General features: G+C 63.2%; 24 protein-coding genes and 1 tRNA gene. 14 read left to right on the top strand and 11 right to left on the bottom strand.

What is annotated here, in order from left to right:
- The first annotated feature begins 87 nt into the window (after positions 1-87).
- The 5 genes from X750_RS151410 (at position 88) to X750_RS151430 (ending at position 5095) form a co-directional block, all read left to right on the top strand.
- Positions 88-1107, top strand: coding sequence for a glucokinase (locus tag X750_RS151410; protein WP_023747443.1), 1020 nt, complete (start codon positions 88-90; stop codon positions 1105-1107).
- A gap of 278 nt (positions 1108-1385) precedes the next feature.
- Positions 1386-3245 carry an ABC transporter ATP-binding protein gene (locus tag X750_RS151415; protein ID WP_023681221.1) on the top strand — a complete coding sequence of 620 codons (1860 nt, stop codon included), beginning with the start codon at positions 1386-1388 and terminating at the stop codon, positions 3243-3245.
- Positions 3242-4063, top strand: a complete 822-nt coding sequence (dapB, locus tag X750_RS151420; protein WP_023747442.1) for a 4-hydroxy-tetrahydrodipicolinate reductase — start codon at positions 3242-3244, stop codon at positions 4061-4063. Before X750_RS151415 ends, dapB begins: the two co-directional genes overlap by 4 nt.
- A 27-nt stretch (positions 4064-4090) precedes the next feature.
- Positions 4091-4711 carry a 2,3-bisphosphoglycerate-dependent phosphoglycerate mutase gene (locus X750_RS151425; RefSeq protein WP_023672068.1) on the top strand — a complete coding sequence of 207 codons (621 nt, stop codon included), beginning with the start codon at positions 4091-4093 and terminating at the stop codon, positions 4709-4711.
- Between the two features lie 299 nt (positions 4712-5010).
- Positions 5011-5095 (top strand) — tRNA-Leu (locus tag X750_RS151430).
- A gap of 101 nt (positions 5096-5196) precedes the next feature.
- Here X750_RS151430 and X750_RS151435 read toward each other — a convergent pair.
- The 3 genes from X750_RS151435 to X750_RS1000000164425 form a co-directional block, all read right to left on the bottom strand.
- The gene (locus X750_RS151435) at positions 5197-5541 is read right to left on the bottom strand and encodes a low affinity iron permease family protein (RefSeq protein WP_023672069.1); all 345 of its coding nucleotides are present in this window, start codon (positions 5539-5541) and stop codon (positions 5197-5199) included.
- A 233-nt stretch (positions 5542-5774) separates the two neighbouring features.
- On the bottom strand, positions 5775-6083 hold the full coding sequence (locus X750_RS151440) for a DUF1236 domain-containing protein (RefSeq protein WP_023672071.1): 309 nt from the start codon (positions 6081-6083) through the stop codon (positions 5775-5777).
- A 48-nt stretch (positions 6084-6131) separates the two neighbouring features.
- Positions 6132-6392 carry a hypothetical protein gene (locus tag X750_RS1000000164425; RefSeq protein WP_245262541.1) on the bottom strand — a complete coding sequence of 87 codons (261 nt, stop codon included), beginning with the start codon at positions 6390-6392 and terminating at the stop codon, positions 6132-6134.
- A 176-nt stretch (positions 6393-6568) separates the two neighbouring features.
- On the opposite strand from X750_RS1000000164425, the gene X750_RS151445 reads away from it, so the two are divergent.
- Positions 6569-6868 (top strand): DUF1236 domain-containing protein, encoded by a 300-nt coding sequence (locus X750_RS151445; protein ID WP_023681215.1) that lies wholly within the window; start codon positions 6569-6571, stop codon positions 6866-6868.
- A gap of 47 nt (positions 6869-6915) precedes the next feature.
- Here the strand turns inward: X750_RS151445 and X750_RS1000000167540 are convergent, their stop codons facing one another.
- On the bottom strand, positions 6916-7650 hold the full coding sequence (locus X750_RS1000000167540; protein WP_196814851.1) for a hypothetical protein: 735 nt from the start codon (positions 7648-7650) through the stop codon (positions 6916-6918).
- Positions 7651-8035: 385 nt separating this feature from the next.
- Here X750_RS1000000167540 and X750_RS1000000166380 point away from each other — a divergent pair, with 385 nt between their 5' ends.
- The 3 genes from X750_RS1000000166380 (at position 8036) to X750_RS151465 (ending at position 13434) form a co-directional block, all read left to right on the top strand.
- A complete protein-coding gene (locus tag X750_RS1000000166380) occupies positions 8036-11227 on the top strand; it encodes an amino acid permease (protein ID WP_084567135.1) in 3192 nt (1063 codons plus the stop codon).
- 234 nt (positions 11228-11461) lie between these two features.
- Entirely contained in the window at positions 11462-13129 is a 1668-nt protein-coding gene (locus tag X750_RS151460; RefSeq protein WP_023747441.1) for an FAD-dependent oxidoreductase, read from the top strand.
- Entirely contained in the window at positions 13129-13434 is a 306-nt protein-coding gene (locus tag X750_RS151465; protein WP_023698083.1) for a UBP-type zinc finger domain-containing protein, read from the top strand. The genes X750_RS151460 and X750_RS151465 overlap by 1 nt, the downstream gene beginning before the upstream one ends.
- Positions 13435-13473: 39 nt before the next feature.
- Here the strand turns inward: X750_RS151465 and X750_RS1000000164415 are convergent, their stop codons facing one another.
- The 6 genes from X750_RS1000000164415 to X750_RS1000000165760 form a co-directional block, all read right to left on the bottom strand.
- Complete coding sequence (locus X750_RS1000000164415; protein ID WP_196814852.1) at positions 13474-13665, bottom strand: hypothetical protein; 192 nt, start codon at positions 13663-13665, stop codon at positions 13474-13476.
- A gap of 132 nt (positions 13666-13797) precedes the next feature.
- Positions 13798-14979, bottom strand: coding sequence for a PLP-dependent aspartate aminotransferase family protein (locus X750_RS151470; RefSeq protein WP_023747440.1), 1182 nt, complete (start codon positions 14977-14979; stop codon positions 13798-13800).
- Positions 14976-16409 carry a pyridoxal-phosphate dependent enzyme gene (locus X750_RS151475; RefSeq protein ID WP_023747439.1) on the bottom strand — a complete coding sequence of 478 codons (1434 nt, stop codon included), beginning with the start codon at positions 16407-16409 and terminating at the stop codon, positions 14976-14978. Before X750_RS151475 ends, X750_RS151470 begins: the two co-directional genes overlap by 4 nt.
- 226 nt (positions 16410-16635) lie before the next feature.
- Positions 16636-18003: an FAD/NAD(P)-binding protein gene (locus X750_RS151480; RefSeq protein WP_023692935.1), complete on the bottom strand. Its 1368-nt coding sequence runs from the start codon at positions 18001-18003 to the stop codon at positions 16636-16638.
- Between the two features lie 16 nt (positions 18004-18019).
- Entirely contained in the window at positions 18020-18490 is a 471-nt protein-coding gene (locus X750_RS151485) for an Rrf2 family transcriptional regulator (protein WP_023747438.1), read from the bottom strand.
- A gap of 415 nt (positions 18491-18905) precedes the next feature.
- On the bottom strand, positions 18906-19067 hold the full coding sequence (locus X750_RS1000000165760; RefSeq protein WP_023706948.1) for a hypothetical protein: 162 nt from the start codon (positions 19065-19067) through the stop codon (positions 18906-18908).
- A 232-nt stretch (positions 19068-19299) separates the two neighbouring features.
- On the opposite strand from X750_RS1000000165760, the gene tauA reads away from it, so the two are divergent.
- The 4 genes from tauA to X750_RS151505 all read left to right on the top strand — a co-directional run bounded on the left by tauA (position 19300) and on the right by X750_RS151505 (position 22386).
- Complete coding sequence (gene tauA, locus X750_RS151490) at positions 19300-20313, top strand: taurine ABC transporter substrate-binding protein (protein ID WP_023710332.1); 1014 nt, start codon at positions 19300-19302, stop codon at positions 20311-20313.
- Positions 20314-20474: 161 nt separating this feature from the next.
- Positions 20475-21266: a taurine ABC transporter ATP-binding protein gene (locus tag X750_RS151495; RefSeq protein WP_023747437.1), complete on the top strand. Its 792-nt coding sequence runs from the start codon at positions 20475-20477 to the stop codon at positions 21264-21266.
- Positions 21263-22123 (top strand): ABC transporter permease subunit, encoded by an 861-nt coding sequence (locus X750_RS151500; RefSeq protein ID WP_023747436.1) that lies wholly within the window; start codon positions 21263-21265, stop codon positions 22121-22123. Before X750_RS151495 ends, X750_RS151500 begins: the two co-directional genes overlap by 4 nt.
- Before the next feature lie 80 nt (positions 22124-22203).
- Complete coding sequence (locus tag X750_RS151505; RefSeq protein ID WP_023747435.1) at positions 22204-22386, top strand: hypothetical protein; 183 nt, start codon at positions 22204-22206, stop codon at positions 22384-22386.
- A gap of 137 nt (positions 22387-22523) precedes the next feature.
- Here the strand turns inward: X750_RS151505 and X750_RS151510 are convergent, their stop codons facing one another.
- Positions 22524-22811: a GIY-YIG nuclease family protein gene (locus tag X750_RS151510; protein ID WP_023710330.1), complete on the bottom strand. Its 288-nt coding sequence runs from the start codon at positions 22809-22811 to the stop codon at positions 22524-22526.
- Positions 22812-23093: 282 nt separating this feature from the next.
- On the opposite strand from X750_RS151510, the gene X750_RS151515 reads away from it, so the two are divergent.
- Positions 23094-24047: a sulfonate ABC transporter substrate-binding protein gene (locus X750_RS151515; protein WP_023687582.1), complete on the top strand. Its 954-nt coding sequence runs from the start codon at positions 23094-23096 to the stop codon at positions 24045-24047.
- Positions 24048-24060: the final 13 nt, after the last annotated feature.

The following is a 24060-nucleotide window of genomic DNA, read 5'->3' as shown; positions in this document are numbered from 1 at the left end:
GAACACCGGGCGATTGAACACCGGGCGATTGAAAAACCGGGCGATTGAAACGGTCGCAACGGCGCCGCAAAGGGGACGAGCAAGAGCATGTCAGGCGACGACGACACCGCGTTGCGGTTTCCAGTGCTGATCGGCGACGTCGGCGGCACCAATGCGCGCTTTTCGATCGTGCTCGACGCAAATTCGGAAGCCGGTGAGCCGCATATCGTGCAAACCGCCAATTTCGCCACCATAGACGAGGCGATCCAGGCGGCGGTGCTCGACCGGTCGTCCATCCGGCCGAATTCGGCAGTGCTGGCGATCGCCGGACCAGTCGATGGCGACGAGATCCCGCTTACCAACTGTCCCTGGGTGGTGAAGCCGAAGCAGATGTTTGCCAATCTGGGCCTGGGCGACATCGTCGTGCTCAACGATTTCGAGGCGCAGGCGCTGGCCGTCGTGGCGCTCGGCGAAGAGCATATGGAAAAGATCGGCGGCGGCACGCCGGAGGAGAATGCCGGACGCGTCGTGCTCGGCCCCGGCACCGGCCTCGGCGTCGCCGGGTTGGTTCATGCCCTCCACCACTGGATCCCGGTGCCTGGCGAAGGCGGCCATATGGATATCGGTCCGCGGACGCCGCGCGATTTCGAGGTGTTCCCGCATATCGAAAAGCTGGACGGCCGCATTTCGGGCGAGCAGATCCTGTGCGGGCGCGGTCTGGTCAATGTCTACCGGGCGGTCGCCAAGGCCGACGGCAAGCCGGCGCCGTTCACCACGCCGGCCGAAATCACCGGGGCGGCGCTGGCCAAGACCGACCCGGTTGCCGAGGAAGCGCTGGCGCTGTTCGTCACCTGCCTCGGCCGCACCGCCGGCGACCTCGCGCTGGTGTTCATGAGCCGCGGCGGCGTGTTTTTGACCGGCGGCATCGCGCAAAAGATCGTTCCGGCACTGAAGGAAGGCAGTTTCCGTGCCGCCTTCGAGGACAAAGCGCCGCACAGCGCGCTGATGGCCTCGATGCCGGTCTATGTCATCACCCACCCGCTGGCAGCGCTTCTGGGCCTTGCCGCCTATGCCCGCAACCCGTCGCTGTTCGGCGTCCAGACCGCGGGGCGGCGCTGGCGCACGTAATCCATTTCGTCCCGAACATGGGTCTGTTCCTGGAAATGGCTGCCGCTTTCGTGACCCTGACCTCGAGCCGCGACGAAGTTTCGCCATAGGCAAGCCGTAGCCGGGGCGCTAAGAGGGGGCCGAATTCCAGCCTGGCATCCCTAGATGCCGGTTGATTTCAGATCGAATCGACCTGAAATCATCCGGCTCTAAATCAAAGAGATAGAGCATGATGTCGTCCGAAAACCGCTTCACACTTCTCGGCATCATGCTCTAGCAAACCACGAAGCGCCCGCGATTTGACCGCTCAAAGTCCACTCAAACTGAAAGTCCAGCCAGCTGAGGTCACTGCGGTGCTGCGCCGCATCCTGGCCGAAAACGGTAGTGAATATCGCTGGACCTATGTCGTTGCCGTCGGCTGCCTGCTGATTGTTTCCGCCACCACCGCCTTCACGGCGTGGATCATGGCCCCGATGATCAACGAGATCTTCTACGAACGACGCGGCGACATGATCGTCTGGATCTGCGCCGGGTTCATGGCCGCCTCCGTGCTGCGCGGCTTCGCCGGTTACGGCCAGGCGGTCGCGTTGGCCAAGATCGGCAACAATCTGGTCGCCCGCTACCAGAAGCGCAGCTTCGACCATCTGATGAAGCTCGGCGTCGACTTCTTCAACGATACGCGTTCCGGTCGGCTGGCGGCACAGGTCAACGAGAATGTCGGCGGCGTTCGCGATCTGCTGTCGCTGACGCTGACCTCCATCAGCCGCGACGCAGTCTCGCTGATCGCCCTCGTCGGCGTCATGATCTACCAGGATCCGGTGTTGTCGCTCAGCTCGCTGCTGATCGGGCCGCCGCTGATCTGGGCCGTCGTCTACATCACCCGCCGATTGCGGCGCATCAACCGGGAATCGGTGCTGATCAACTCGCGGCTGAACGGGTCCGTACAGGAGGCCACGCAAGGCATCGCCATCGTCAAGGCCTTCACCCTGGAAGCCGAGCTGGCGCGCCGGATCGGCATCATGGCCGATACGGCCGAGCAGCGTAACAACAAGATCGCCCGGGTCGCGGAGCGGCTGTCGCCGATTTCCGAGATTTTGGGCGGTCTCGCCATTACCTCCGTCCTTGCCTATTCCGGCTACCGGGCGCTGGTGCTCGGACAACCACCAGGCGCTGTGTTTTCCTTCATCACCGCGCTGATCATGGCCTACGATCCGGCACGGCGCCTGGCTCGTACGCAGGTCGGTATGGAACGTGCCCTGGTCAACGCCCGGATGATTTACGAGCTGCTCGACCTGGAGCCTAAACAGGGCGATGCGCCCGACGCGGTCGAAGCCAGGATCACCACCGGCGAGGTTCGCTTCGACAATGTGACGTTCGGCTACAGCGCCGACATGCCGGTGATCAGGAACCTGAGTTTCACCGCCGCGGCCGGCAAGGTTACGGCGGTGGTCGGGGCCTCGGGTGCCGGCAAGACGACGCTCGTGGCGCTGCTGCAGCGCTTCTACGATGTCGACAAGGGTTCGATCGAGATCGATGGCCAGGACATTTCCAAAGTCACCAAGCACTCGCTGCGCGGCTCGATCGCCTATGTCTCGCAGGCGCCCTATCTGTTCGAAGGCAGCATACGCGACAACATCCGTTTTGGCCGACTTTCGGCGACCGACGCCGAGATCGAGCGGGCGGCGGTGCTGGCGGCGGCCGACGAGTTCATCCGTCAGCAGCCGCAGGGCTACGACACGCCCGTCGGCGAGGGCGGCTCGACCCTTTCCGGCGGCCAGCGCCAGCGCGTCTCGATTGCGCGGGCGATCGTGCGCAACGCGCCGATCCTTTTGCTCGACGAAGCGACCTCGGCGCTCGACAACGAGGCCGAGGCGCGCGTCCAGGAGGCCCTGACCCACGTGATGGAAGGGCGCACCACCATCGTGATAGCGCATCGCCTGTCGACGGTCGTCAACGCCGACCACATTATCGTGCTTGAAGAGGGGCGCCTGGTCGAGGAAGGCACCCATGCCGCACTGATGGCCGATCCAAACAGTGTCTACGCCCGCTTCCACCGCATTCAAGGCAAGAACGGACTGGGGCTTGTCGACGACTCGAAGCCCGTCCAAACTCCGGTCCGGCGCAGCCGCGCCAAGAAGGCGGTGGGGAGAACAGCATGAGCGAATCCAGCGAAATGGGCCTGGTGGTGGTGGGGGCGGCCGGCCGCATGGGCCAGACGCTGATCCGCGCCATCCATTCGATCCCCGGCGCCCGCGTCGTCGGCGCGGTCGAACGAACCGGATCGCCCTATCTCGGCAGGGATGCGGGCGAGCTTGCCGGCATCGGCATCATCAATGTGACGATCGGCGACGATCCGCTGCCGGTGTTCGCCAAGGCCGACGGCGTGCTCGATTTCACCATGCCGGCAGCCACCGTCGAATTCGCAGGCTATGCCGCGCAGGCACGCATTGCCCATGTCATCGGCACCACCGGCTGCTCGGCGGAAGACGACGCCAGGATCGAGGCCGCGGCGCGCCACGCGACGATCGTCAAATCCGGCAATATGAGCCTCGGCGTCAATCTTCTGGCGGTGCTGGTCGGGCAGGCCGCGCGCGCGCTCGGTCCAGAGGATTTCGACATCGAGATCCTCGAAATGCATCACAAGCACAAGGTCGACGCGCCCTCGGGCACCGCCTTGCTGCTCGGCGAAGCGGCGGCGGCGGGACGCGGCATTTCCCTTGCCGGCAACGATGTGCGGTCACGCGACGGCCATACCGGCGTGCGCAAGCCAGGAACGATCGGCTTTGCCAGCTTGCGCGGTGGCTCGGTGGTCGGCGACCACAGCGTCATCCTGGCCGGGACCGGCGAGCGCATCACGCTGTCGCACCATGCCGAGGACCGCGCCATCTTTGCCCGCGGCGCGGTCAAGGCCGCGCTCTGGGCGCGCGGTAAAAAGCCCGGACTTTATTCCATGCGGGACGTGCTCGGCTTGAGCTAAACCATCCATAATTTTGAAGGAGCAAACATGTCGGGAACTCTCGTGCTCGTGCGCCACGGCCAGAGCGAATGGAACCTGAAGAACCTGTTCACCGGCTGGCGCGATGTCGACCTTACCGAGCAGGGCCACAAGGAGGCCAAGGAAGCCGGCCAGAAGCTCAAGGCACGCGGCTTGAAATTCGACATTGCCTTCACCTCGGCGCTGATCCGGGCGCAGAAGACCTGCCAGCACATTCTCGACGCGGTCGGCCAGAGCGATTTGAAGACGATCCGCGACCAGGCGCTGAACGAGCGCGACTATGGCGATCTCTCCGGCCTCAACAAGGACGACGCGCGCCAGAAGTGGGGCGAGGAGCAGGTGCACATCTGGCGCCGCTCCTACGACGTGCCGCCGCCCGGCGGCGAAAGCCTGAAGGACACCGGCGCCCGCGTCTGGCCCTATTACCTGCACGACATGCAGTCGCATGTTCTGAAAGGCGGCACCGTGCTGGTCGCCGCGCATGGCAATTCGCTGCGCGCGCTGATCATGGCGCTGGACGGCAAGAGCGGCGAGGAGATCGTCAAGCTCGAGCTCGGCACCGGCGTGCCGGTGATCTACAAGCTCAACGCCGATTCCACCGTGGCGTCGAAGGACGTGCTGGAGGGGTGAGGTTTTCGGCCAGCGCATTCGCCAAGTCGGCGCTGCCCCTCATTGCCCTGCCGGGCAGTTCTCCCGGTATAGTGACGGGGAGAAAGGGCTGGCCGCAGCCTCGGCGCTCTTCTTGTGACGCAGGTGACCGGCGAAAATCATCGATGAGAGCGCCCCTCTCCCCGTCACTGTACGGGGAGAGGATGCCGGCAGGCAGGTGAGGGGCGGCGCTGACCCCCGGGAAACTAAGCCGGCAGGCAGAGGCCCTCGAAAAAGCGCGTTGACACATATCGTTTGCCCGCTTACATGAGCCCGCACCAGCCCAGATGGCGGAATTGGTAGACGCGCACGGTTCAGGTCCGTGTTCCGCAAGGAGTGGAGGTTCGAGTCCTCTTCTGGGCACCAAATTCCCGTTTCGGATAAGTCCGAAATGATTTAGACGCGAAGCAAAAAAGCCCGGTTCCCGGGCTTTTTTGCTGATGGATGACAGATTGTCCAGCGGAGGGTCAATGCGGCGGGCGAACCGCTTTCATTGCTTCTTCTTCGAGTGTCTGGAGCTTCTCCCGAATCTCCTCCGGCTCGGCATGCTCCAAGCCGACGACATCGTTTCTGGTCTCATTCAGCGAAACGATAATCTCATCAAGCTTGGCGTGAATGGCGGCCGTGTCGCGGTAACCCTGGATCAGCACAACGCCGGTGATCACGATGGCCGCTACCGACAATGCGTAGGTGACCACATTCGTCAGGCCGAATGGCACCAACGCAGTACAGAGCAGCATGGCTACAAGAAGGACATAGAAGCCCGGTGGCCGGGATAGAAAGTCGCCCATCACAAAGAGAAAGCGGTTCATATCCAGGCCGCGGTCAAAAATGCCACGAGTGCGGTGACGGCTACGCAAATTGGAATTGCCGCGAGTAAGGCAGCTTCCAGGACCCAAGTTTCCTTGTCGCTAAACATCAGACATCCTCCCGTTCAGAAAACGGCCGCCCATAGAGCCTTCACAGCGCAGCCAAAGAACTGGATGATCATCTTGCCGTCGTCGGCGCCATAGGCTTCNCCTGATCGGAGCGGCGGGCTCGCGCGTTACTCGATGATCTGCACGACCTTGCGCGTGTCGGGATCGACGAGAACCGCGTGATCTCCGACAACCGTATACTTGTAGCGGACATCCGGAACGTCGATTGCGTGGAGCTCGACAGTGTCGGGAAGTGCCGTGCCGACGTTGAGTTCGACGCCGAGCAAACTGACTGAGGCCAGCTTCTGCTTATGGATATATTCGCGAACGACCGTCTGTTGTTCGGGCTTGAGAACAATAACATCCTCGGCAAACGAGGTGCCGATGCCCGCCATAAGGACGAGGGCGCCGGCGGCGCTGACGAAATACCTGGTCATGGGAATTTCCTTTTCATAGGTCAGTTTGAAGGCGTGGATACGAGCAGATCAGCCGCCACTCGCAGGGGCTGGGGCAGGTGCCGCAGGCTTTGCAGGTGCAGCCGGAGCTTCCACCTTTGGCGCTTCAACCTTGACGTTGATATCCTTGCCGCCGTCGCCGCGGATGTTGATGACGCCGGTAAAAATAAGCAACACTACGACCGCAATAAGTGCAAGAACAACAGCAATCGCAGTGCCGCCGCCACCCCCAGAATTAACAACAGTTGGGCCGTCTGCCATGTGTTCCTCTCCTGTTTTATTTAGTTGCATTTGGGAAACGCCTGCCCCGCTTGAACGTTCCGCCTCGGGACTTGGGTCTTAGCTGATATCCGACTTTGGTCTGGTTCGCCGCGGACTGAAGTCACAGGAACAATCTGGCTGATCTCAAGTTCGGTCCCTCGGCGAACAGGCGTGGTGCCGTCGCCGGATTACGCGAGGAGAAAACCATGAAAATCCACTTTGCAAGTGCCGCTGCAGGCTTGTTGCTTTTGGCTGGGGTCGGCGCCGCCGCAGCTCAGGATGTCGTCATCACACCGGAGCAGGATACGGTCGTCCGCGAATACGTGAAAAAGCAGCCGCTGGCTTCGGTGAAGATCCCGGGCGTGGAGCTGAACGTCGGCAGTGCCTTGCCTGATACGGTCGAGCTGCACGAAGTTCCCAACGTCAAATACCGCTACGTCGTGGTCGACAACCGCACCGTCCTGGTCGATCCCAGCACCCGGAAAATTGTGAAGGTCTACGACTGATCGAATAGCTGCCGCCCGCCGCCGGCCATGGCGGCGGGCAGCGGATTTCACATTGCGCTCCAGGATGATCGAAGATGATCGATGACGTCGAGACATCGCCAGCCCTTGATACCCGCTTGGGTTCTCTCAGGGCGAGAATGCGCGATGCGCGCATAACAGAGGCCGACATGAAGACCTTTCAGAAAGTCGCATCCATCATGGTTGGCGGCAGTGGCCGCATCAGTGGCGATGACCTGATTGCAGCGTCGTTCGTCCTCGAGGACCAGCCGGAAGGCTTGTGAGGCGGAGTACTCACGTGTGCAGGCTCCCGCAACGCTGATCCCAAGTGTTCTGGTGCTGAACACATTCCTGCTACGGGCCGGCGTCGAAGGCGTGCCCGCTGGCGAGGTCGCGTCGTGCTCAAGCATCGTCCAGAACACCATGTCGCCGCATGTGACGATACTCGGCCATGCTAGCCGATGCGGGCGCCATAGAAAATCACCGCGGCCGGCAGAACCGGGCAGGCCGGTCCAGAGCGTCGCCACGCCTATGGTCAGAAATGTCACCGAGGCCAGTTTGGTGCAGATCGGATGATGGTAGCGAGCGATCGCCATATCGACCGTACGGGCGCCGGCCTGGGAAGGACCCACCAGCGCGCCGAGGCCGACCGCCGCGCCCAGCGTGGTCGGCGCGCTGTTTGCCCTGCAACGCAGGGCTATGGGCGTGCTCGCACAAGTTAGCTCCAGCTTGAGGCACGGCGTGAAGTCTCGGTCTTTGCCCGCGATGGCGAGGTACGAAGTCAAAAGCGGTCAATGTGATTAGCGATCTACAGTCGATTTCAGCCGCCTTCGGATGATAGCGCCGCAATCACGAGATTTGTCGATAATAATCGATATTAGGCTGTATTCGCGACTATTCGATCGCTCTTCCATAGTGGGCGATAGATAAAATTGGAAATGACATCCCAGATCTGAGGAGATCAAGGCCTTGGGGCCGGCATCAGCATGATTGAACCGCAGCCACCGCAAGTTGACAGTGATCATCAGGCGGATCTGGTTTGGTAGGAAGTCTTAATATGTCTCGCCTAAGGTCCAACTTTGACTTGGGAGCGTGACGTTCGACAGACATATCTCCGCAGGTTACATTTCCCAGTCAGACAGCGCTCCGCACTCGAATGGATGTCTCTGAATGCCGGGCCTCACGCCTTCACGACCGCACCCGAGAACCTTGGGATGGATGGGCACGACAGCGCTCGCCATGGGTGGCAGCAATCAAAGCCTGTTTCTGATTGCCGCCCTTTTTGTCGGCCAGGGGAATATTCCCGGGCAAGGAAGCGCCGCGGTTCCTTTGCTCGTTGTTGGTCTGCTTCTAAGCTGGGCCGCCGCACCGGCGTGGACCGAATTGGTTCTCATGTGGCCAAACCGCGTCGGCGGTATCTCCGCAGCGTGCGCCGAAGCCTTCCGACCTTACAGTCCCGTTCTCTCGGCTCTGACGGGCACCTGCTATTGGTGGGGTTGGGTGCCGACCTGCGGACTGACAGCGGTTCTTTCAGCGTCTGCAATCCAGCAATGGTACCTGCCGGGCCTCCCCGTGGAGGCGGTCGCCTGCGGGCTTATCGCATTCTTTACGGCGGTCAACCTGTGTGGAATCAAGTGGGTGGTCCAACTGGCGATCCCGATCGCCACGGCCTCCGCGACGCTTGCGTTTCTCTCATCCCTCGTCCCGGTCATCAGTGGCTCGGTCGACTGGCGGCAGGCGACGGATTTTGCCCTGACCAGCCCGTTTACCGGCCTGTTCGGCGACATCACGTCGGTGATGGCGGGACTGTACCTGATCGGGTTTGCCGCACCGGCATTTGAGGCTGCAGCCTGCCATGTTGGCGAAACCATCGATCCCAACCGCAACATTCCTCTGGCGATGTGGGCCAGCGCCGCAATGGCCGGCGTCTATTTCCTGGTCCTGCCGGTTGTCTGGCTGGGTGTGCTCGGGCCGGAGCCGCTCGGCACCGACCTCGCCATAGCTCTTGGGCCTACCTTTGCGCCCTTGTTGGGGAGTTTCGGCAAGGCGGCCGCCATCTGGCTCATCATGCTGAACATGTTCCATGGAACGTTGCAGCCATTGGCAGGCGCCGCGCGGACCCTTGCGCAGCTGAGCGAAGACGGCCTGCTGCCGAGCTTCCTGGCCAGGCGCACCTCAACAGATTGTCCCTGGGCGGCAACGCTGCTCACAGCTGCCGCGGCAATCGGCTTCATGCTGTGCGGGTATCCGCTCTGGATGATCGCCGCGGCCAATTTCACGTACCTGATCAGCATCTGCATGCCAAACATCGCAGTCTGGCTCTTGCGCCGTGACAGTCCCGAAGCCGAGCGACCCTTCCGGGCTCCCAGGGGAACGATCATCCTTGGCGTAGGCGCGGCTGCAATATGGCTGTTGACTGCCATACTGGGATTTCAGCAATTTGGCCTTCCTACCGTCCTGTTCGGTCTGGCTTTGGCATATTCGGGTGCTGCGCTCTACGCCTGGCGCACGATGGAGGATCGATACGCACTCGGTCTACCCTTGCTGCCACATACGCTTCACCTGAAGCTTACCGGAGCCATGCTTTTTGTGCTCGTGCTTGACGGTGCCGGCTATTTCCTGGCGATCGGCAGCGTTCCCCAAGGCGACACTTCATTGGTCGCCGCGCTGGAGGACATTTTTGTCGTTGTCGCGCTGCTGACCATCAGCGTTGGCCTGATCTTGCCGGGAATGATCACCCATTCGGCAACCGAGGTGAGCAACGCGGCAAAGCGTCTGACATCCGGAACGCTGAAGGATTTCTCTCTTGCCATGGTCGCCCTGGGGCGGGGAGACCTCGCTGCGGCGCACGCCTCCGTGAACATCATGCCGGTTACCGTAAACTCTCGTGACGAACTTGGAGAGATGGCCGAAAGCTTCAACCTGCTCCAGGACAAGGTGAGGGAAGCCGCCCACGGCCTGGACGACGCGCGCGAGAACATGAACGTAGCGCGCAGCGAACTGATGGCACGGCACGAGGAAATCGCGCATCTCGCGCACCACGATCCGCTTACCGGCCTGGCGAACCGAGCCGCGCTTGCAGCACACCTGGCCACGACGCTCGAGCGTGCAAAAGCAACGCACGCCAGCTTTGCCGTCTTCAGCATCGACCTTGACCATTTTAAAGAGGCGAACGACGTTTTCGGGCACGCCGCCGGCGACGATCTGCTTTGCACCATCTCCCGGCGTCTCCAAACTGCGGCGCCTGAGGCCTTTATCGCGCGCATGGGCGGCGACGAATTCACGGTTGTCCTGGCCATGGATGACCGGTCCGCGAGTGCCAAGGACGTTGCGGACCGTCTGTTCGAATCGGCGGCAGGCAAATTCGAGATCCGGGGCCAGCACATTTCGATCGGGGTGAGCATCGGGGCGGCGATCTATCCGAAAGACGGAGAGAATGCAGCGGCGCTGATGGCAAATGCCGACGCAGCGCTCTACCGGGCCAAGGCGGACGGCCGTCGAATGGTGCAATTCTTCGATCCTGAGATGGATAAGCGGCTAAGAGAGCGCTACGCCTTGCAGCGAGATTTGCGCTCTGCGGTCGGCCATGGCGAACTTGTGCTTCATTACCAGCCGCAAGCCAGGATAGACGGCGAAATCTTCGGTTTCGAGGCACTCGCCCGATGGCACCATCCAAAACATGGGCTCATCTCCCCAAACGCGTTTGTCTCGCTTGCCGAACAGGATGGCACGATCGTTGAGATAGGTGAATGGACGCTCAGGCAGGCGTGCAGAGACGCGGCCTCCTGGCCCTCACCGCTGCAGATCGCCGTCAACCTCTCTCCCGTGCAGTTCCGTTTCGGGGACCTGGTAGGCCTCGTTCATTCTATCCTCTACGAGACCGGCCTTGCTCCGGGGCGGCTGGAACTGGAAATCACGGAAGGGGTTCTCATCCGCGACCGGGCAACCGCCTTGTCGGTTTTGCGGAGGTTGAAGGCGTTGGGCGTCAGGGTCTCGATGGATGATTTTGGCACCGGGTATGCCTCGCTGTCCTCGCTGCAGGCGTTTCCATTCGACAAGATCAAGATCGATCGCAGTTTTGTTTCGGGTGTCGGTTCGAATGTCCAATCGGCCGCCATCGTGCGCACGATACTCAGCCTGGGGAATGCGCTGGCCTTGCCTGTCATCGCGGAGGGTGTCGAAACAGAGGACGAGCGTGCCTTCCTGATGAGGGAAGGATGTCCCGAAATCCAAGGATATCTGGTGGGGCGCCCGCATCCGATAGCGCTCTACAAAGATGTGACGAATGGGCTTTCGCCGGGATCTGCCTTCGGGGAGCCCGAGGATACCACCGCACCCCAGGCGCTTGGCGTAACGCGATAGCCGCGGCGCCGTTCGTCGGCGCGCTGCTCCTGCAACACACCGGTGAGCGAGGACTGCCGACGGTACTGCTCGGGCTCGCCCTTACAAAGGTCGCACTGGTCGGCGCGCTGTTTGCCTTGCAGCGCGGGGCCATGCGAAGCATCCGAACCAGATGGCGCGGGAGCCACCTCCCCTTCCGGCCAGTCCTCCAACAAACCACTTCAAACCCGGCCGTCTCGGCGCTACGTTCTATCTATGGCCCCACCCACCCAGCCGATCACCGTCACCCGCCGCGACCAGATGTTTCCTATCCTGGGCGACGCCGATATCGAGCGCACGCGCCGGTTCGGCGAGGCGAGTTCCTATGCCGCCGGCGAGCATATCGTCACCGCCGGCACCGTGGCGCCGGGGCTGATCGTCATCCTGTCGGGCACGGTCGATATCACCCAGGATGTCAGGCCCGGCCGGCGCGAGACCATCGTCACTCATGGTCCCGGCAATTTCATCGGCGAGCTGGCGCAGCTTTCCAGCCGGCCGTCGCTGGTCAATGCGGAGGCGGCCGAGCCGGTCGAGGCCTTCGTCATCCCCTCGCAGCGGCTGCGCGACCTGATGGTGCAGGAGGCAAGCCTTGGCGAGCGGATCATGCGGGCGCTGATCCTGCGCCGCGTCGGGCTTCTGGAAAGCGGCTCGAGCGGGCCGGTCGTCATCGGCCCGGCCGGCAATGGCGACACGCTGCGGCTGCAGGGATTTCTGCGCCGCAGCGGCCAGCCGCACCGCGCGCTCGATTCCGACAGCGACCCGTGCGCCAAGACGCTGATTGAGCATTTTCATGTCGACCCGCACCATCTGCCGATCGTGCTCTGCCCCAACGGCAAGCTGATGCACAATCCCGGCGAAACCGAACTTGCCCGCTGCATCGGCCTGCTGCGGCCGATCGATCCCGACATGGTCTATGACGTCGCCATTGTCGGCGCCGGACCGGCGGGGCTGGCGGCCGCGGTCTATGCGGCATCCGAAGGGCTGTCGACCATCGTGCTCGATTGCCGCGCCTTCGGCGGCCAGGCCGGCGCCTCCGCGCGCATAGAGAACTATCTGGGTTTCCCCACCGGCATTTCCGGCATGGCGCTGATGGCGCGCGCCTACAACCAGGCGCAGAAATTCGGCGTCGAAATAGTCATCCCCGACGAGGCCAAGCTGCTCGGTGCAGCAGGCGAGGGCTACACGCTTACCGTCGGCGACGGTGAAAGCCTGCGCGCACGCACGGTGGTGATCGCCAGCGGCGCGCGCTACCGCCGCCTCGACGTCGCCAAGCTGGCCGAGTTCGAGGGCACGTCGGTGCATTACTGGGCCTCGCCGATCGAGGCGCGGCTATGCACAGGGCAAGAAGTGGCACTGGTCGGCGCCGGCAATTCGGCGGGGCAGGCGGCGGTCTATCTCGCCAGCCAGGTTCGCAAGGTGACGATGCTGGCGCGCCGCGGCGGCCTCAGGGAAACCATGTCGCGCTATCTGGTCGAGCGTATCGAGGCGCAACCCAACATCGAGGTGCTTGGCGAGACCGAGATCGAGGCGCTGGAAGGCGAAGGCGGCAATCTCACCCAGTTGCGCTGGCGCAACCCCGGCGGCGTCGAGATGCGGCCGATCCAGCATCTCTTCCTGTTCATCGGCGCCGACCCCAACACCGATTGGCTGGCTGGGTGCGATATCGCGCTCGACGCCAGGGGTTTCGTGCGCACCGGCGCCGACATAGGGGCGGGCCAGATGGAGACCAGCCGCAGCGGCGTGTTCGCCATCGGCGACGTGCGCTCCGGCTCGGTCAAGCGGGTCGCCGCCGCCGTCGGCGAAGGCGCCCAGGTGGTGGCTGCCTTGCACGCCTATCTCGCGCGACCCAACGCAGCAGCGCCCGAACTGGCCAGGAGAGCATAATGGATGAATGCAAACACACGCGCGACATCAAGACGGTGACGCCGAGCGCGCTCGGCTGCGAGGAGTGCCTGAAGAGCGGCTCCATGTGGGTGCATCTCAGGCTCTGCCGTACCTGCGGCCATGTCGGCTGCTGCGACGACTCGCCCAACCGCCACGCCACCAAGCATTTCCACGCCACCAAGCATCCGGTCATCGAAGGCTACGACCCGCCGGAAGGCTGGGCCTGGTGCTTTGTCGACGAGGCGTTCATCGACCTGGAAGGCGACGTGACGCCGCAGAACGGCCCGATCCCGAAGTTTTTCTGAGGCGGCCGTTCCCGGGCAGGCAAGCCGACGGCCGTGCCGCTATTTCACCGAGCCCGTAACCGTGCGGTCGAGGGCGTCGGAACTGTGGTCGTTGCCGGCAAGAGCGGCAATGATCAGAAGGCTGGCGACGACCGGGACAAACAGGATGGCCACGCGGGCCTGCACATAAAAAATGGCGCGCCATTCGCTGCGCTTTTCCGGGTTGTTGTCCATCACACTCACTCTCGCCATGCCTCCCCGGGGCGGGACATAGCGGCGAAGAGTTAAGCAAAAGCTGCTGAATGTGTTAACGCGCGGCGGATTGGGATTTAATCTCGACGGTCAGCGCCGCCCCTCATTGTCATCGGTACGCATCCGGTACGCCTACCCCCGCAACGCCTGCTCCAGATCGGCGATCAGATCATCGCCATCCTCTATCCCCGCCGACAACCGCACCAGCGAATCCGAAATGCCGATCGCGGCGCGCTTTTCGGCCGGGATCGAGCCGTGCGTCATCAGCGCCGGGTGTTCGATCAGGCTTTCGACGCCGCCAAGGCTTTCAGCCAGCGTGAACAGTTGCGTCCGTTCGAGGAAGCGTTTGGTGCCGGCGAGGTCGCGGTCGAGGTCCACCGAGATCATGCCGCCGAAGGCATGCATCTGCTGGACGGCGATGGCGTGCTGCGGATGGCTGGCCAGGCCGGGATGGACGACGCGGCGCACATCTTTTCGCGCCTCCAGCCACTGCGCAATCTTCAGGCCGTTCGTGGAATGCCGCTCCATCCTGAGCGCCAGTGTCTTGATGCCGCGCAGCGCGAGAAAACTGTCGAAGGGACCGGAGATGGCGCCGATGGCGTTCTGCAGGAATTTCAGCTGGGCCGTCAAATCCTTGTTGTCGCCGACGATGGCGACGCCGCCGACCATGTCGGAATGGCCGTTGAGATATTTCGTCGTCGAATGGACGACGATGTCGATGCCGAGTTCAAGCGGCCGCTGGATGTAGGGGCTGCAGAACGTGTTGTCGGCGACCGTCAATACGCCCTTGCGCCTGGCGAGTGCCGCAACGCCTTCGAGGTCGACGATACGCAGCAGCGGATTGGTCGGAGTTTCGACCCAGAGCAGTTTTGTCTCCGGGCGAATCGCTGCTTCCACCGCCGCCAGATCGGTGAAGTCCACAAAACTCACCTGCAGATTGGCCGAGCGCTTGCGCACCCGCTCCATCAGCCGGAACGAGCCGCCATAGATGTCGTCGGTTGCAACGATATGGGCGCCGCTGTCGAGCAGCTCGAGCACGGTCGAGATCGCCGCCAGGCCGGACGCGAATGCAAAGGCGGCCGAGCCGCTTTCGAGATCGGCCACCGCGCGCTCGAAGGCGAAGCGGGTCGGGTTCTGGCTGCGGGCGTACTCAAACCCCTTGTGTACGCCGGGCGACTGCTGGCCATAGGTCGAGGTCGCGTAGATCGGCACCATCACCGCGCCGGTCAGCGGGTCATGGCTCTGGCCGCCATGGATGGTGCGCGTGGAAAAAGCCAGGCGGTTCTTGCCCGATGGGGATGTTTCAGCAGTCATCGTGCGCGCCTCAAATGGTTGATCAGGTCGATACGGGTTATCAGGCCAACGAACTCGTCGCCATCGAAGATGATGGCGACCTCGTTGCGGTCGAACACCGGCAGCAGCGCATCCAGCGTCTGGCTGGCCTGCAGCGTGTGCAGATTGGAGGTCATGGCGGTGCGCACCGGGGCGTTGAAGCGGTCCCAGCGGCCGTCATAGGGGCCGTCGACCTTGGCCAATATATCGCCCTCATCGATAATGCCGACCAGCTTGCCATTGTCCAGCACCGGCAGCTGCGAGACATCGGAGCGGCGCATGCGGCCATAGGCGTTGAGCAGGCTTTCGTCGGGGCCGACATAAACGGTGTCGCCGGTGCGGTGCGAGCGCATGACGAGGTCGCGCAGATCGCCATGCTGTTCCTGTTCGGCCAGCCCCTGCTCGGCCAGCCAGAAATCGTCGAACACCTTGGACAGATATTTGTTGCCGCTGTCGCAGACGAAGGTGACGACGCGTTTTGCTGTCGTCTGCTCGCGGCAATAGCGAAGCGCGGCCGACAGCAGCGTGCCGGAAGACGAGCCGGCGAGAATGCCTTCCTTCGAAAGCAGGTCCCGCACGGCCAGCATGCTCTGCTTGTCGGGGATGGAATAGGCTTTCCTGACCAGCGACAGATCGGCATTGGGCGGCACGAAATCCTCGCCGATGCCTTCGACGGTCCAGCTGCCGGCCTCTTCCATCTTGCCGGTCTTGATCAGCGGCGCCAGCACCGATCCGACGGGATCGGCCAGCACCATTTCGGTCTTCGGCGATGTTCTGGCGAAATAGCGGCCAAGCCCGGTCAGCGTGCCGCCGGAGCCGACGCCGACGACCACGGCGTCGAGGTCGCCATCGAGCTGGGCAAGGATTTCCGGTCCGGTGGTGGTCTCATGCGCCTCGGGGTTGGCCGGGTTGGCGAACTGGTTGGCGTAGAAGGCGCCGGGCGTTTCCGATGCGATCTTCTCGGCCATGTCCTGGTAATATTCGGCATGGCCCTTGCCGACATCGGAGCGCGTCATGCGCACTTCGGCGCCGAGCGCGCGCAGATGCTGGATCTTTTCGCGCGACATCTTGTCGGGCACGACGAGGATGATGCGGTAGCCCTTGGGGATGCCGACCTGGGCGAGGCCGAGACCGGTATTCCCGGCGGTCGCCTCGACGATGGTGCCGCCGCGCTTCAGCTTGCCTTCCTTCTCGGCCGCGGCAATCATCGACAGCGCAATGCGGTCCTTGATCGAGCCGCCGGGATTCTGGCTTTCGAGCTTGATGAACAGCCGGCACTTGCCGGTGTCGAATTTGGTCAGTTCGACCACCGGCGTCTGGCCGATGAGGTCGAGCACCGAGGCGTAGGGCGGACGCAGGCGGGATAACGCGCAGTCCGAACTGCCTGGCGCAGCTTTTCCGTGCTCGCTCATATCGATGTGCTCCCTTGAACAAGCGACCGCCTCGGGGGCAGAGCGGCAGCGTAGCTTCTTTTCCGGCCGTTTGCAGTCGGAAAGAAGGTAGATCGTGCCAATCAACCGGCGAGAGAGGGAATGGAATTCCAGTTTGAGGCCGGCTTTGGACTCAAGCCCAACACCCTCCGTAGCGATCCTTCCCACTCCCTCTGAGGGGGGTGCTATCCCGCCGACGTCAACAGCTTTACCCCAGCAGCTGCTTGCTCAGCCGCGCGCACTGGACTCGGATATCGGGGATGGCGTCGATCTCGAAGAAGGTGCCGCGGGTCAGCGGCCCGACGGCGAGGATCTTGGCCGATGCGGTGCCGTCGCCGGCGATGATTTCGCATTTGGCTGTGACATCGAGACCAAGCCGCAGCGGGTCGGGCCGCGCCAGGCCGCGGTCGACCAGCGAGCGCACGACGCTGTTCGACGTCGTCGAGATATCGCGGGCGATGCCGGTGCAATCATAGATGCGCGCGACCTGCAGCGTTTCCAGCGCCTTTGTGTGGCGAGACTGGATGCCGACGGTGAATCCATCGCCGGCCTCGATGCCGACGACACGGCCGGCGACCGGGCGGATGCGGCCGGTGCGCACCGCTTCGGTGACGCGGGCATGCACCTCGGGCGCCAGCCGATGGCGATGGATGTCCCACCAGGCCTTGGTGTGCTCGACGAAGCGGCGTTTGGCCGAGGACGGCCAGTTCTGCCAGATCTTCTGATTGAAGGGTCGCAGCCCATCGACGACGTCGCGCCAGTCGATGCCGGCCTTCTGGTTTTCGCGGATCAGATCGCGGAACCACCCGACGAAATAGGAGAGCTGCGTGCCGAGCGGAATGTCGGCGACGTCGAGCTTGATCGGGTTGCCCTTGCGGTGCGGCGACGGCAGCAGCCCGCGCCGCGATACGGCGACGATCTCGCCGCGATGGCCGCGCTGCTCGAGCGACAGGAAGGCATCGACCATGCTGAGCCCGGTGCCCAGCACCAGCACGCGGGCTTCAGGATCGAGCGCGGTGTCGGCCTCGGTGCCCATGCGGATGGCGTGCCCCTGGCCGGCGCCGGGCTGCTCGTCATGGCCGGTGGCAAGCACCGCCAGATGCGCGACGACGCTGGTGCCGTTGGCCAGCACCACTTCGACGCCGGACGATGTCGGCGAGATCGACAGGCTTTCCTCGCGAATCAGCCTGAGACGGCCGGTTTCCTTTTCGCGCGCTTCGAGCTCGTCGAGCACTTCCTTGAGGTAGCGGGCATAGACGCTGCGGGGTGCATAGAACGGTGTCTGCGGCGTCTGTTCCTGGCTTATCAGGCCGCGCCCCTGCAACCAGCGCCAGAAATTCAGGGGATCGTCGGCATAGGCGCTCATCCCCGCGGCGCTGACATTCAGCACGTGCGCCGATAAGAGCGTCGAATAGGCGATGCCCTGGCCGAAATGCGGACGCTTTTCGATCAGCGTGACGCGAAGGTCCGGGTTGGGCGACTTCAGCAGATGCGCGGCAAGCACGACGCCGCTGGCGCCGCCGCCGACGATGATGATGGAGCTGGGGATGATCGAATTGGCGCGCGCGACGCTCATGCGAGCACGCTCAGGATCAGGCGGGGACCTTTTGCGCCGGCGCAAGCTCGTCCCCTGCGACCGGAAGGTCGTCGAGGACGATGTCGCGCATCTCGGCCAGCGTGCGCTGGTCGAGCACCTCGGCGATCGCCTGCCGGACCTCGAGCATCAGATGTCGGACTTGGCATGTCGCCTCATTGCAGTCTTCACAGCGCTGATACTGGGTGCGGCTGGCGCAGGGGATGGGCGCCAGCGGTCCGTCGAGCACGCGCACGACATGGCCGACCTTGATCTCGTCGGCCGGGCGCGCCAGGCGATAGCCGCCATCCTTGCCCTTGCGGCTCTGAACGAAACCGGCATTGCGCAATTCGCCCAGAATGGCGTCGAGGAATTTCTTCGGAATGTTGTTGCCGCTGGCGATGTCGCCGACAAAGGCGAGCTGTCCCACCGGCAGTTGCGCCAGATGGACCAGCGCCTTGAGGCCGTACTTGCCTTTTTTGGTGAGCATAGACCGAATGTTTCTCTGTCAGGCGATGGCCCAGAACCATCGGTTGCGAAACGCCTGACGTGCCTCCCCGCCGCGTGCAAGCTGCTTCGACACATAAATTCTACTGACATGATATACAAGCCGAGAAACCTTGATTTTGCTTCGTTTTCACGCCGCAGGGGCCACTTTAGCAAGGCTTTGTGCCGTTACGGTCACAGCCAGCCGCGAGCGATTGCAGCGATGAACGGCGGCTCCTGCTCCCAATGTCGATAAGATTACTATACTTACCCTCGAACACGCGGAACGTGTTTTCAAATCAACCGTCTTTTACAGCATGGATTTGCGCCATTTGGGGCTTTGCCGGGAATTTTGGGTCGCAGCCCGCGGATCGGCGAACATGACTCCCGACAACTCGGGCGCCGCCCTGCGCCCGATATCAGGACGCCGCCTTGCCGCTCTGAGACCGGGCGGCCTTGGCGGCCACCGGCACGCCGCTTGACCGCAGCATCCAGCGGTGGCCGTCGCTGCGGAAGTCGGTGAGGCTCAACGGCTCGACATCGATCCTGCGGCAGGCCGCAAGCGGCGCGCCGAGCACCAAATCAGGCCTCTTCCGTAGCGAGGGTTGGCAGGACCACCAACTCTTCAGCACCTTTGGGGCGCCGTTTGCGTTTGTGCACGGTCCGACACGGGCCGGTCACCGCGCCCGCATCAGCCGTTGGTTTTTTTCTAACAAGTGCTTTTTGCTTGGAACGATTTAACTCTACAAGAATGATAGAATTAGCTGACTATGAACAGGCATCCGGTTTTTCTCATTTTTCATGGAGCCTTTCATGTCCAGCATTTCGCGACGCATTGTCCTCCTGTCGTCGGCAGCTTTGGCGGGTGCGGCCTTCCTCGGCCCGGCCCAGGCGCAGGACCTCAACATCACCATTGGCTACCAAACGGTGGTCGAACCTTCGAAAGTAGCACAGGCCGACGGCGCCTATGAAAAGGCGACCAAGGCAACGATCGACTGGCGTAAGTTCGATTCCGGTGCCGATGTCATCGCCGCCGTCGCATCCGGTTCGGTCGATATCGGCTATGTCGGCTCGAGTCCGCTGGCCGCGGCCGCCAGCCGCGAACTGCCGATCCAGACCATCTTTGTCGTCGGCCTGATCGGCCAGTCCGAAGCGCTGGTCGCCCGCAATGGATCCGGCATCGAGAAGATCGCCGACCTCGCCGGCAAGAAGGTGGCGGTGCCGTTCGTGTCGACCACGCATTACAGCCTGCTTGCCGCGCTGAAGCACGAAAACGTCGACCCGAAGTCGGTCGAAATCCTTAATCTCAGGCCACCGGAAATAGCCGCCGCCTTCGCTCGCGGCGACATAGACGCGGCCTATGTCTGGGATCCGGCGCTCGGCCAGATCAAGACGACAGGCAAGGTGGTGCTGGATTCCTCGCAGGTTGCCGCCTGGGGCGCGCCGACCTTCGACGCCTGGATCGTGCGCACCGACTTCGCCGAAAAGAACCCGGACGCCGTGCGCGATTTCGTCAAGGTGACCGGCGAATCCTATGCCCAGTTCCTGGCCAAGCCCGAGGCATGGTCGGTTTCGTCGCCGGAAGCGGCCAAGATCGCCAAGATCACCGGTGCCAAACTGGAAGAGGTGCCGCAGCTCCTCAAGGGTTACGTCTTCCCGACATTGGAAGAGCAGGCTTCCGACAAATTCCTCGGCGGCGGCACGGTCAAGGCGATCGAGGCAGCTTCGGCCTTCCTCAAGGAGCAGGGCAAGATCGACGCCGTGCTGCCCGACTATTCGAAATACGTGTCGTCGAAATACGTGACCGAGGCTCTGGCCTCGAACTGATCTTCAGTTTTACGCAATTCCGGACGGAAAACCGCTTTACACTTTTCCTGGAATTGCCCTGAACACGCGCGGTTTCTTCTTCCCTGACGCCGCGTGCTGCCTGTCCCGGATCCGCTTAACGAGGGCCGGGGCAGGCTGATTTTCTTCCGGAGCCCCTTTTCATGCCGCATCTCGTACTCGACCCGCATCTCGTACTCGACAAGGTCTCGGTTCACTATGACGGCCAGGCAGCGCCGGCGGTCGACCGGGTTTCCATCGATGTCGCCAAGGGCGATTTCGTCGTGCTGGTCGGCCGCTCCGGCTGCGGCAAGACTTCGCTGCTCAATGTCGCCGCCGGCCTGGTCGAGCCCGCGCGCGGGGTCGCCACGATCGGCGGCCGGCCGATCACCGGCCCAGGCTCCGACCGGGCGGTCGTGTTCCAGAACGATGCGCTGTTTCCCTGGCTGACGGCCCGTGAAAACGTCGCCTTTGCGCTCAGGCTGCGCGGCGTGCCGCAAGCCGAGCGGGCGCGCCGCGCCGACCAGTTGCTGGCGCTGGTCAAGCTTAACGGCGTCGGCGACAAACGCATCTGGGAATTGTCCGGCGGCATGCGCCAGCGCGTCGGCCTCGCCCGAGCGCTCGCGGCCGAGCCTGAATTCCTGCTGCTCGACGAACCGCTCGGCGCACTCGATGCGCTGACGCGCGAGCGCATGCAGACGACGCTGCTCGACCTGTGGACCGCAAGCCGGGTCGGCGTGCTGATGGTCACGCACGGCATCGAGGAGGCGCTGGTGCTGGCCACAAGCATCGTCGTTTTGGCGCCCGGACCGGGCCGCGTGGTGCGGACATTCGAGACCAGTTTCAGCCGGCGCTATGCCGCAGGCGAGCCGATCCGCGCCATCAAGACCGATCCGGCCTTTGCCGCGGCGCGCGGCGAGCTGACCGATGCGATCTTCGAAGGAGAGGCGGCATGAGCGTCACCTCCTACAGCGAGCGGCCGGCCGCCGGGACCGGTGAGGCCGATGCCATTTCGGTGCCGTGGTCGCGGCCGGTGCGGAAGCGGCGCGGGGTTTCCTCGCGGGCGATCAGCGCCGTCACCATCCTGGCCGTGCTGGCGGCATGGGCGCTGTCTGCGCGCCTGCAACTGGTGTCGCCGGTGTTCCTGCCGTCGCCCGCCGCCGTGTGGACCAAGTTCATTCTCGTCGCGGGCGAAGGCTTCGTCGACGCCACGCTGCTTCAGCATATCGTCGCCAGCCTCGGCCGCGTGTTCGCGGCGCTGCTCGCGGCCATCGTCATCGGCGTTCCGGTTGGGCTGGCTATCGGCATTTCGACGGTCGGGCGCGGCATCTTCGATCCCTTGCTCGAATTTTTGCGGCCCATCCCGCCGCTCGCCTATCTGCCGCTGGTCATCATCTGGTTCGGCATCGGCGAGCCGTCAAAGATCCTGGTGATTGCCATTGCCATGCTGGCGCCGGTGGCGCTGTCGACGGCCTCGGGCGTGCGCGGTGTCTCAAAGGAGCGCATCGATGCGGCCCGTTCGCTTGGTGCGACGCAGCGCCAAGTGGTGCGCCATGTCATCCTGCCCAGCGCGCTGCCGTCGATCCTCACCGGCCTGCGCATCGCGCTCGGCGCCGGCTGGTCGACGCTGGTTGCAGCCGAGCTGGTGGCGGCAACGCGCGGCCTCGGCTTCATGATCCAGTCGGCCGCCCAGTTCCTGGTCACCGATGTCGTGGTGATGGGAATAGTGGTGATCGCGACAATAGCCTTCGTGCTGGAATTCATCATCCGCCGGATCGAGCGTCAGCTGGTTCCGTGGGCGGGAAAGGAATGACAACAAGTTTCTGCCGGTTTGACCGGCTGCTTCCCTTCGCAGCACGGCGACCGCCGATCCGGAACAGAAGGAGTGATGTCATGACCCCGTCCACCGCGGTGCTGTTCGCCCATCTCGACAACTGGCTGCTCGCCTGGCGAAAGAACTCGTCGTCACAGCCGCAACCGAAATCGCCGGCCCCGGTGCAACTCGACGCCGAACGCGACCGCCTGCCGCCACGCGACGAGGGATTTTACTGGGCCTGGCAGTATTGGTCGCAGTGAGGGTGATGGTGATTAGCGCCAGCCTTCGCGATTTCGTCATCCTAGGGCGAAGCAAGGAGCGAAGCGACGCGGCGCAGACCCTAGGATCCATGCCGAGACGCTGATGCTACGCTCCAGGGGAGCAACAAACCGGGCGCCTACCACCCGGTTCCGCGAAACAGCTCAAACCACTCCGGATTGGCCTTCTCTATCAGTTCGATCTTCCACTGTCTCGGCCATCGCTTCAGCGACTTCTCGCGTTGAATGGCATCGGTGATGTCGAAGAATTCCTCATACCAGACCAGCCGTTGAACACCGTAGCGGCTGGTGAAGCCTGCGCCCTGGCCGGATTTGTGTTCAGGCATGCGGCGGGCGAGATCGTTGGTGACGCCGATGTAGATCGTGCCGCGTTTTTGGCTTGCAGTCATGTAGACGTAGCCGGTCATGGTTTCAGGGTATCGAGCCTCGGTCCGCGCACAAGCGACATTCTGATCCGTTCCACTCTACGGCAAACGCCACGGCATGGATCCTAGGGTCTGCGCCGCGTCGCTTCGCTCCTTGCTTCGCCCTAGGATGACGAGCGCTGGTTCTGAAGAAAATATTTCCACGTCAAGCAGCCAACTCGCAAAATCGTTTCTCTACTAAATTTATAGACCTACCTAGCCTTGTCTCTCATCCACGGCAGGGAGCCCTTCCCGGCGCCGGTTCGCAGCGAAGGAAGAGGGATCATGTTCAGCCTGACCAGACGCGTTTTCGGCCTTGGCCTTTTGGCGGCGGGCATTGCTGCCTCGCTCAGTGCCTCGGCGCAGGAGTTGAAGCAGCTCAACATCGGCTATCAGAAGACCGGCCTGCCGGTCATCGCCCGGCAGCAGCAGGTGATCGAGAAGGCGCTGAGCGACAAGGGTGTCGCGGTGAAATGGGTCGAATTCACCGCCGGCCCGCCGCTGGTCGAGGCGCTCAATGTCGGCGCCATCGATGTCGGCTGGACCGGCGACGCACCGCCAATCTTCGGCCAGTCGGCCGGCGCCAACATCGTCTATGCGGCGGCACTGCCGGCCAATGGCGACGGCGAAGCGATCTTCGTCAAGCCGGCATCGCCGATCCAGTCGCTCGCCGACCTCAAGGGAAAGCGCATCGGCGTGGGCAAAGGCACCAGCGCGCACAATCTGCTGGTCGCGGCACTCGAAAAAGCAAACATCCCCTTCGACCAGATCACCCCGGTCTATCTCAGCCCGGCCGATGCTGCGGCGGCTTTCGCCAGCGACCAGATCGATGCCTGGGCGGTCTGGGATCCGTTCTACGCCATCGCCGAGACACGCTACCAGCCGCGCGTGCTGGCGCGCTCCAGCGAGGTGCTGAAGGTGAACACCTATTTCCTCGCCAACAAGGATTTCGCCAAGGCGCATCCGGAGACGATCGCCACGACGATATCGGCGCTCGGCGTGGCGGCGAAATGGGCGGACGCGAACCGCGACAAGGTTGCCGCGGCGCTGCATGAGGTGACCGGCGTGCCGCTCGATGCACAGACGATCGCGGCCAACCGCACCAAATTCGGCATCTTCCCGATCACCGACGAGATCATCGCCGGCCAGCAGGCGACAGCCGATCGCTTCTACAAGCTCAAGCTGATCCCGAACGCGGTGCGCATCTCCGACGCCGTGTGGACCGCACCGGGCAATTGAACTTTCTTGTGTG

Origin of the sequence: Mesorhizobium sp. LNJC391B00 (assembly GCF_000502535.1) — a bacterium.
In the GTDB taxonomy this organism is placed as follows: domain Bacteria; phylum Pseudomonadota; class Alphaproteobacteria; order Rhizobiales; family Rhizobiaceae; genus Mesorhizobium.
Note: the sequence above shows the minus strand (reverse complement) of the source record. Positions and strands in the feature narration are given on the sequence as shown.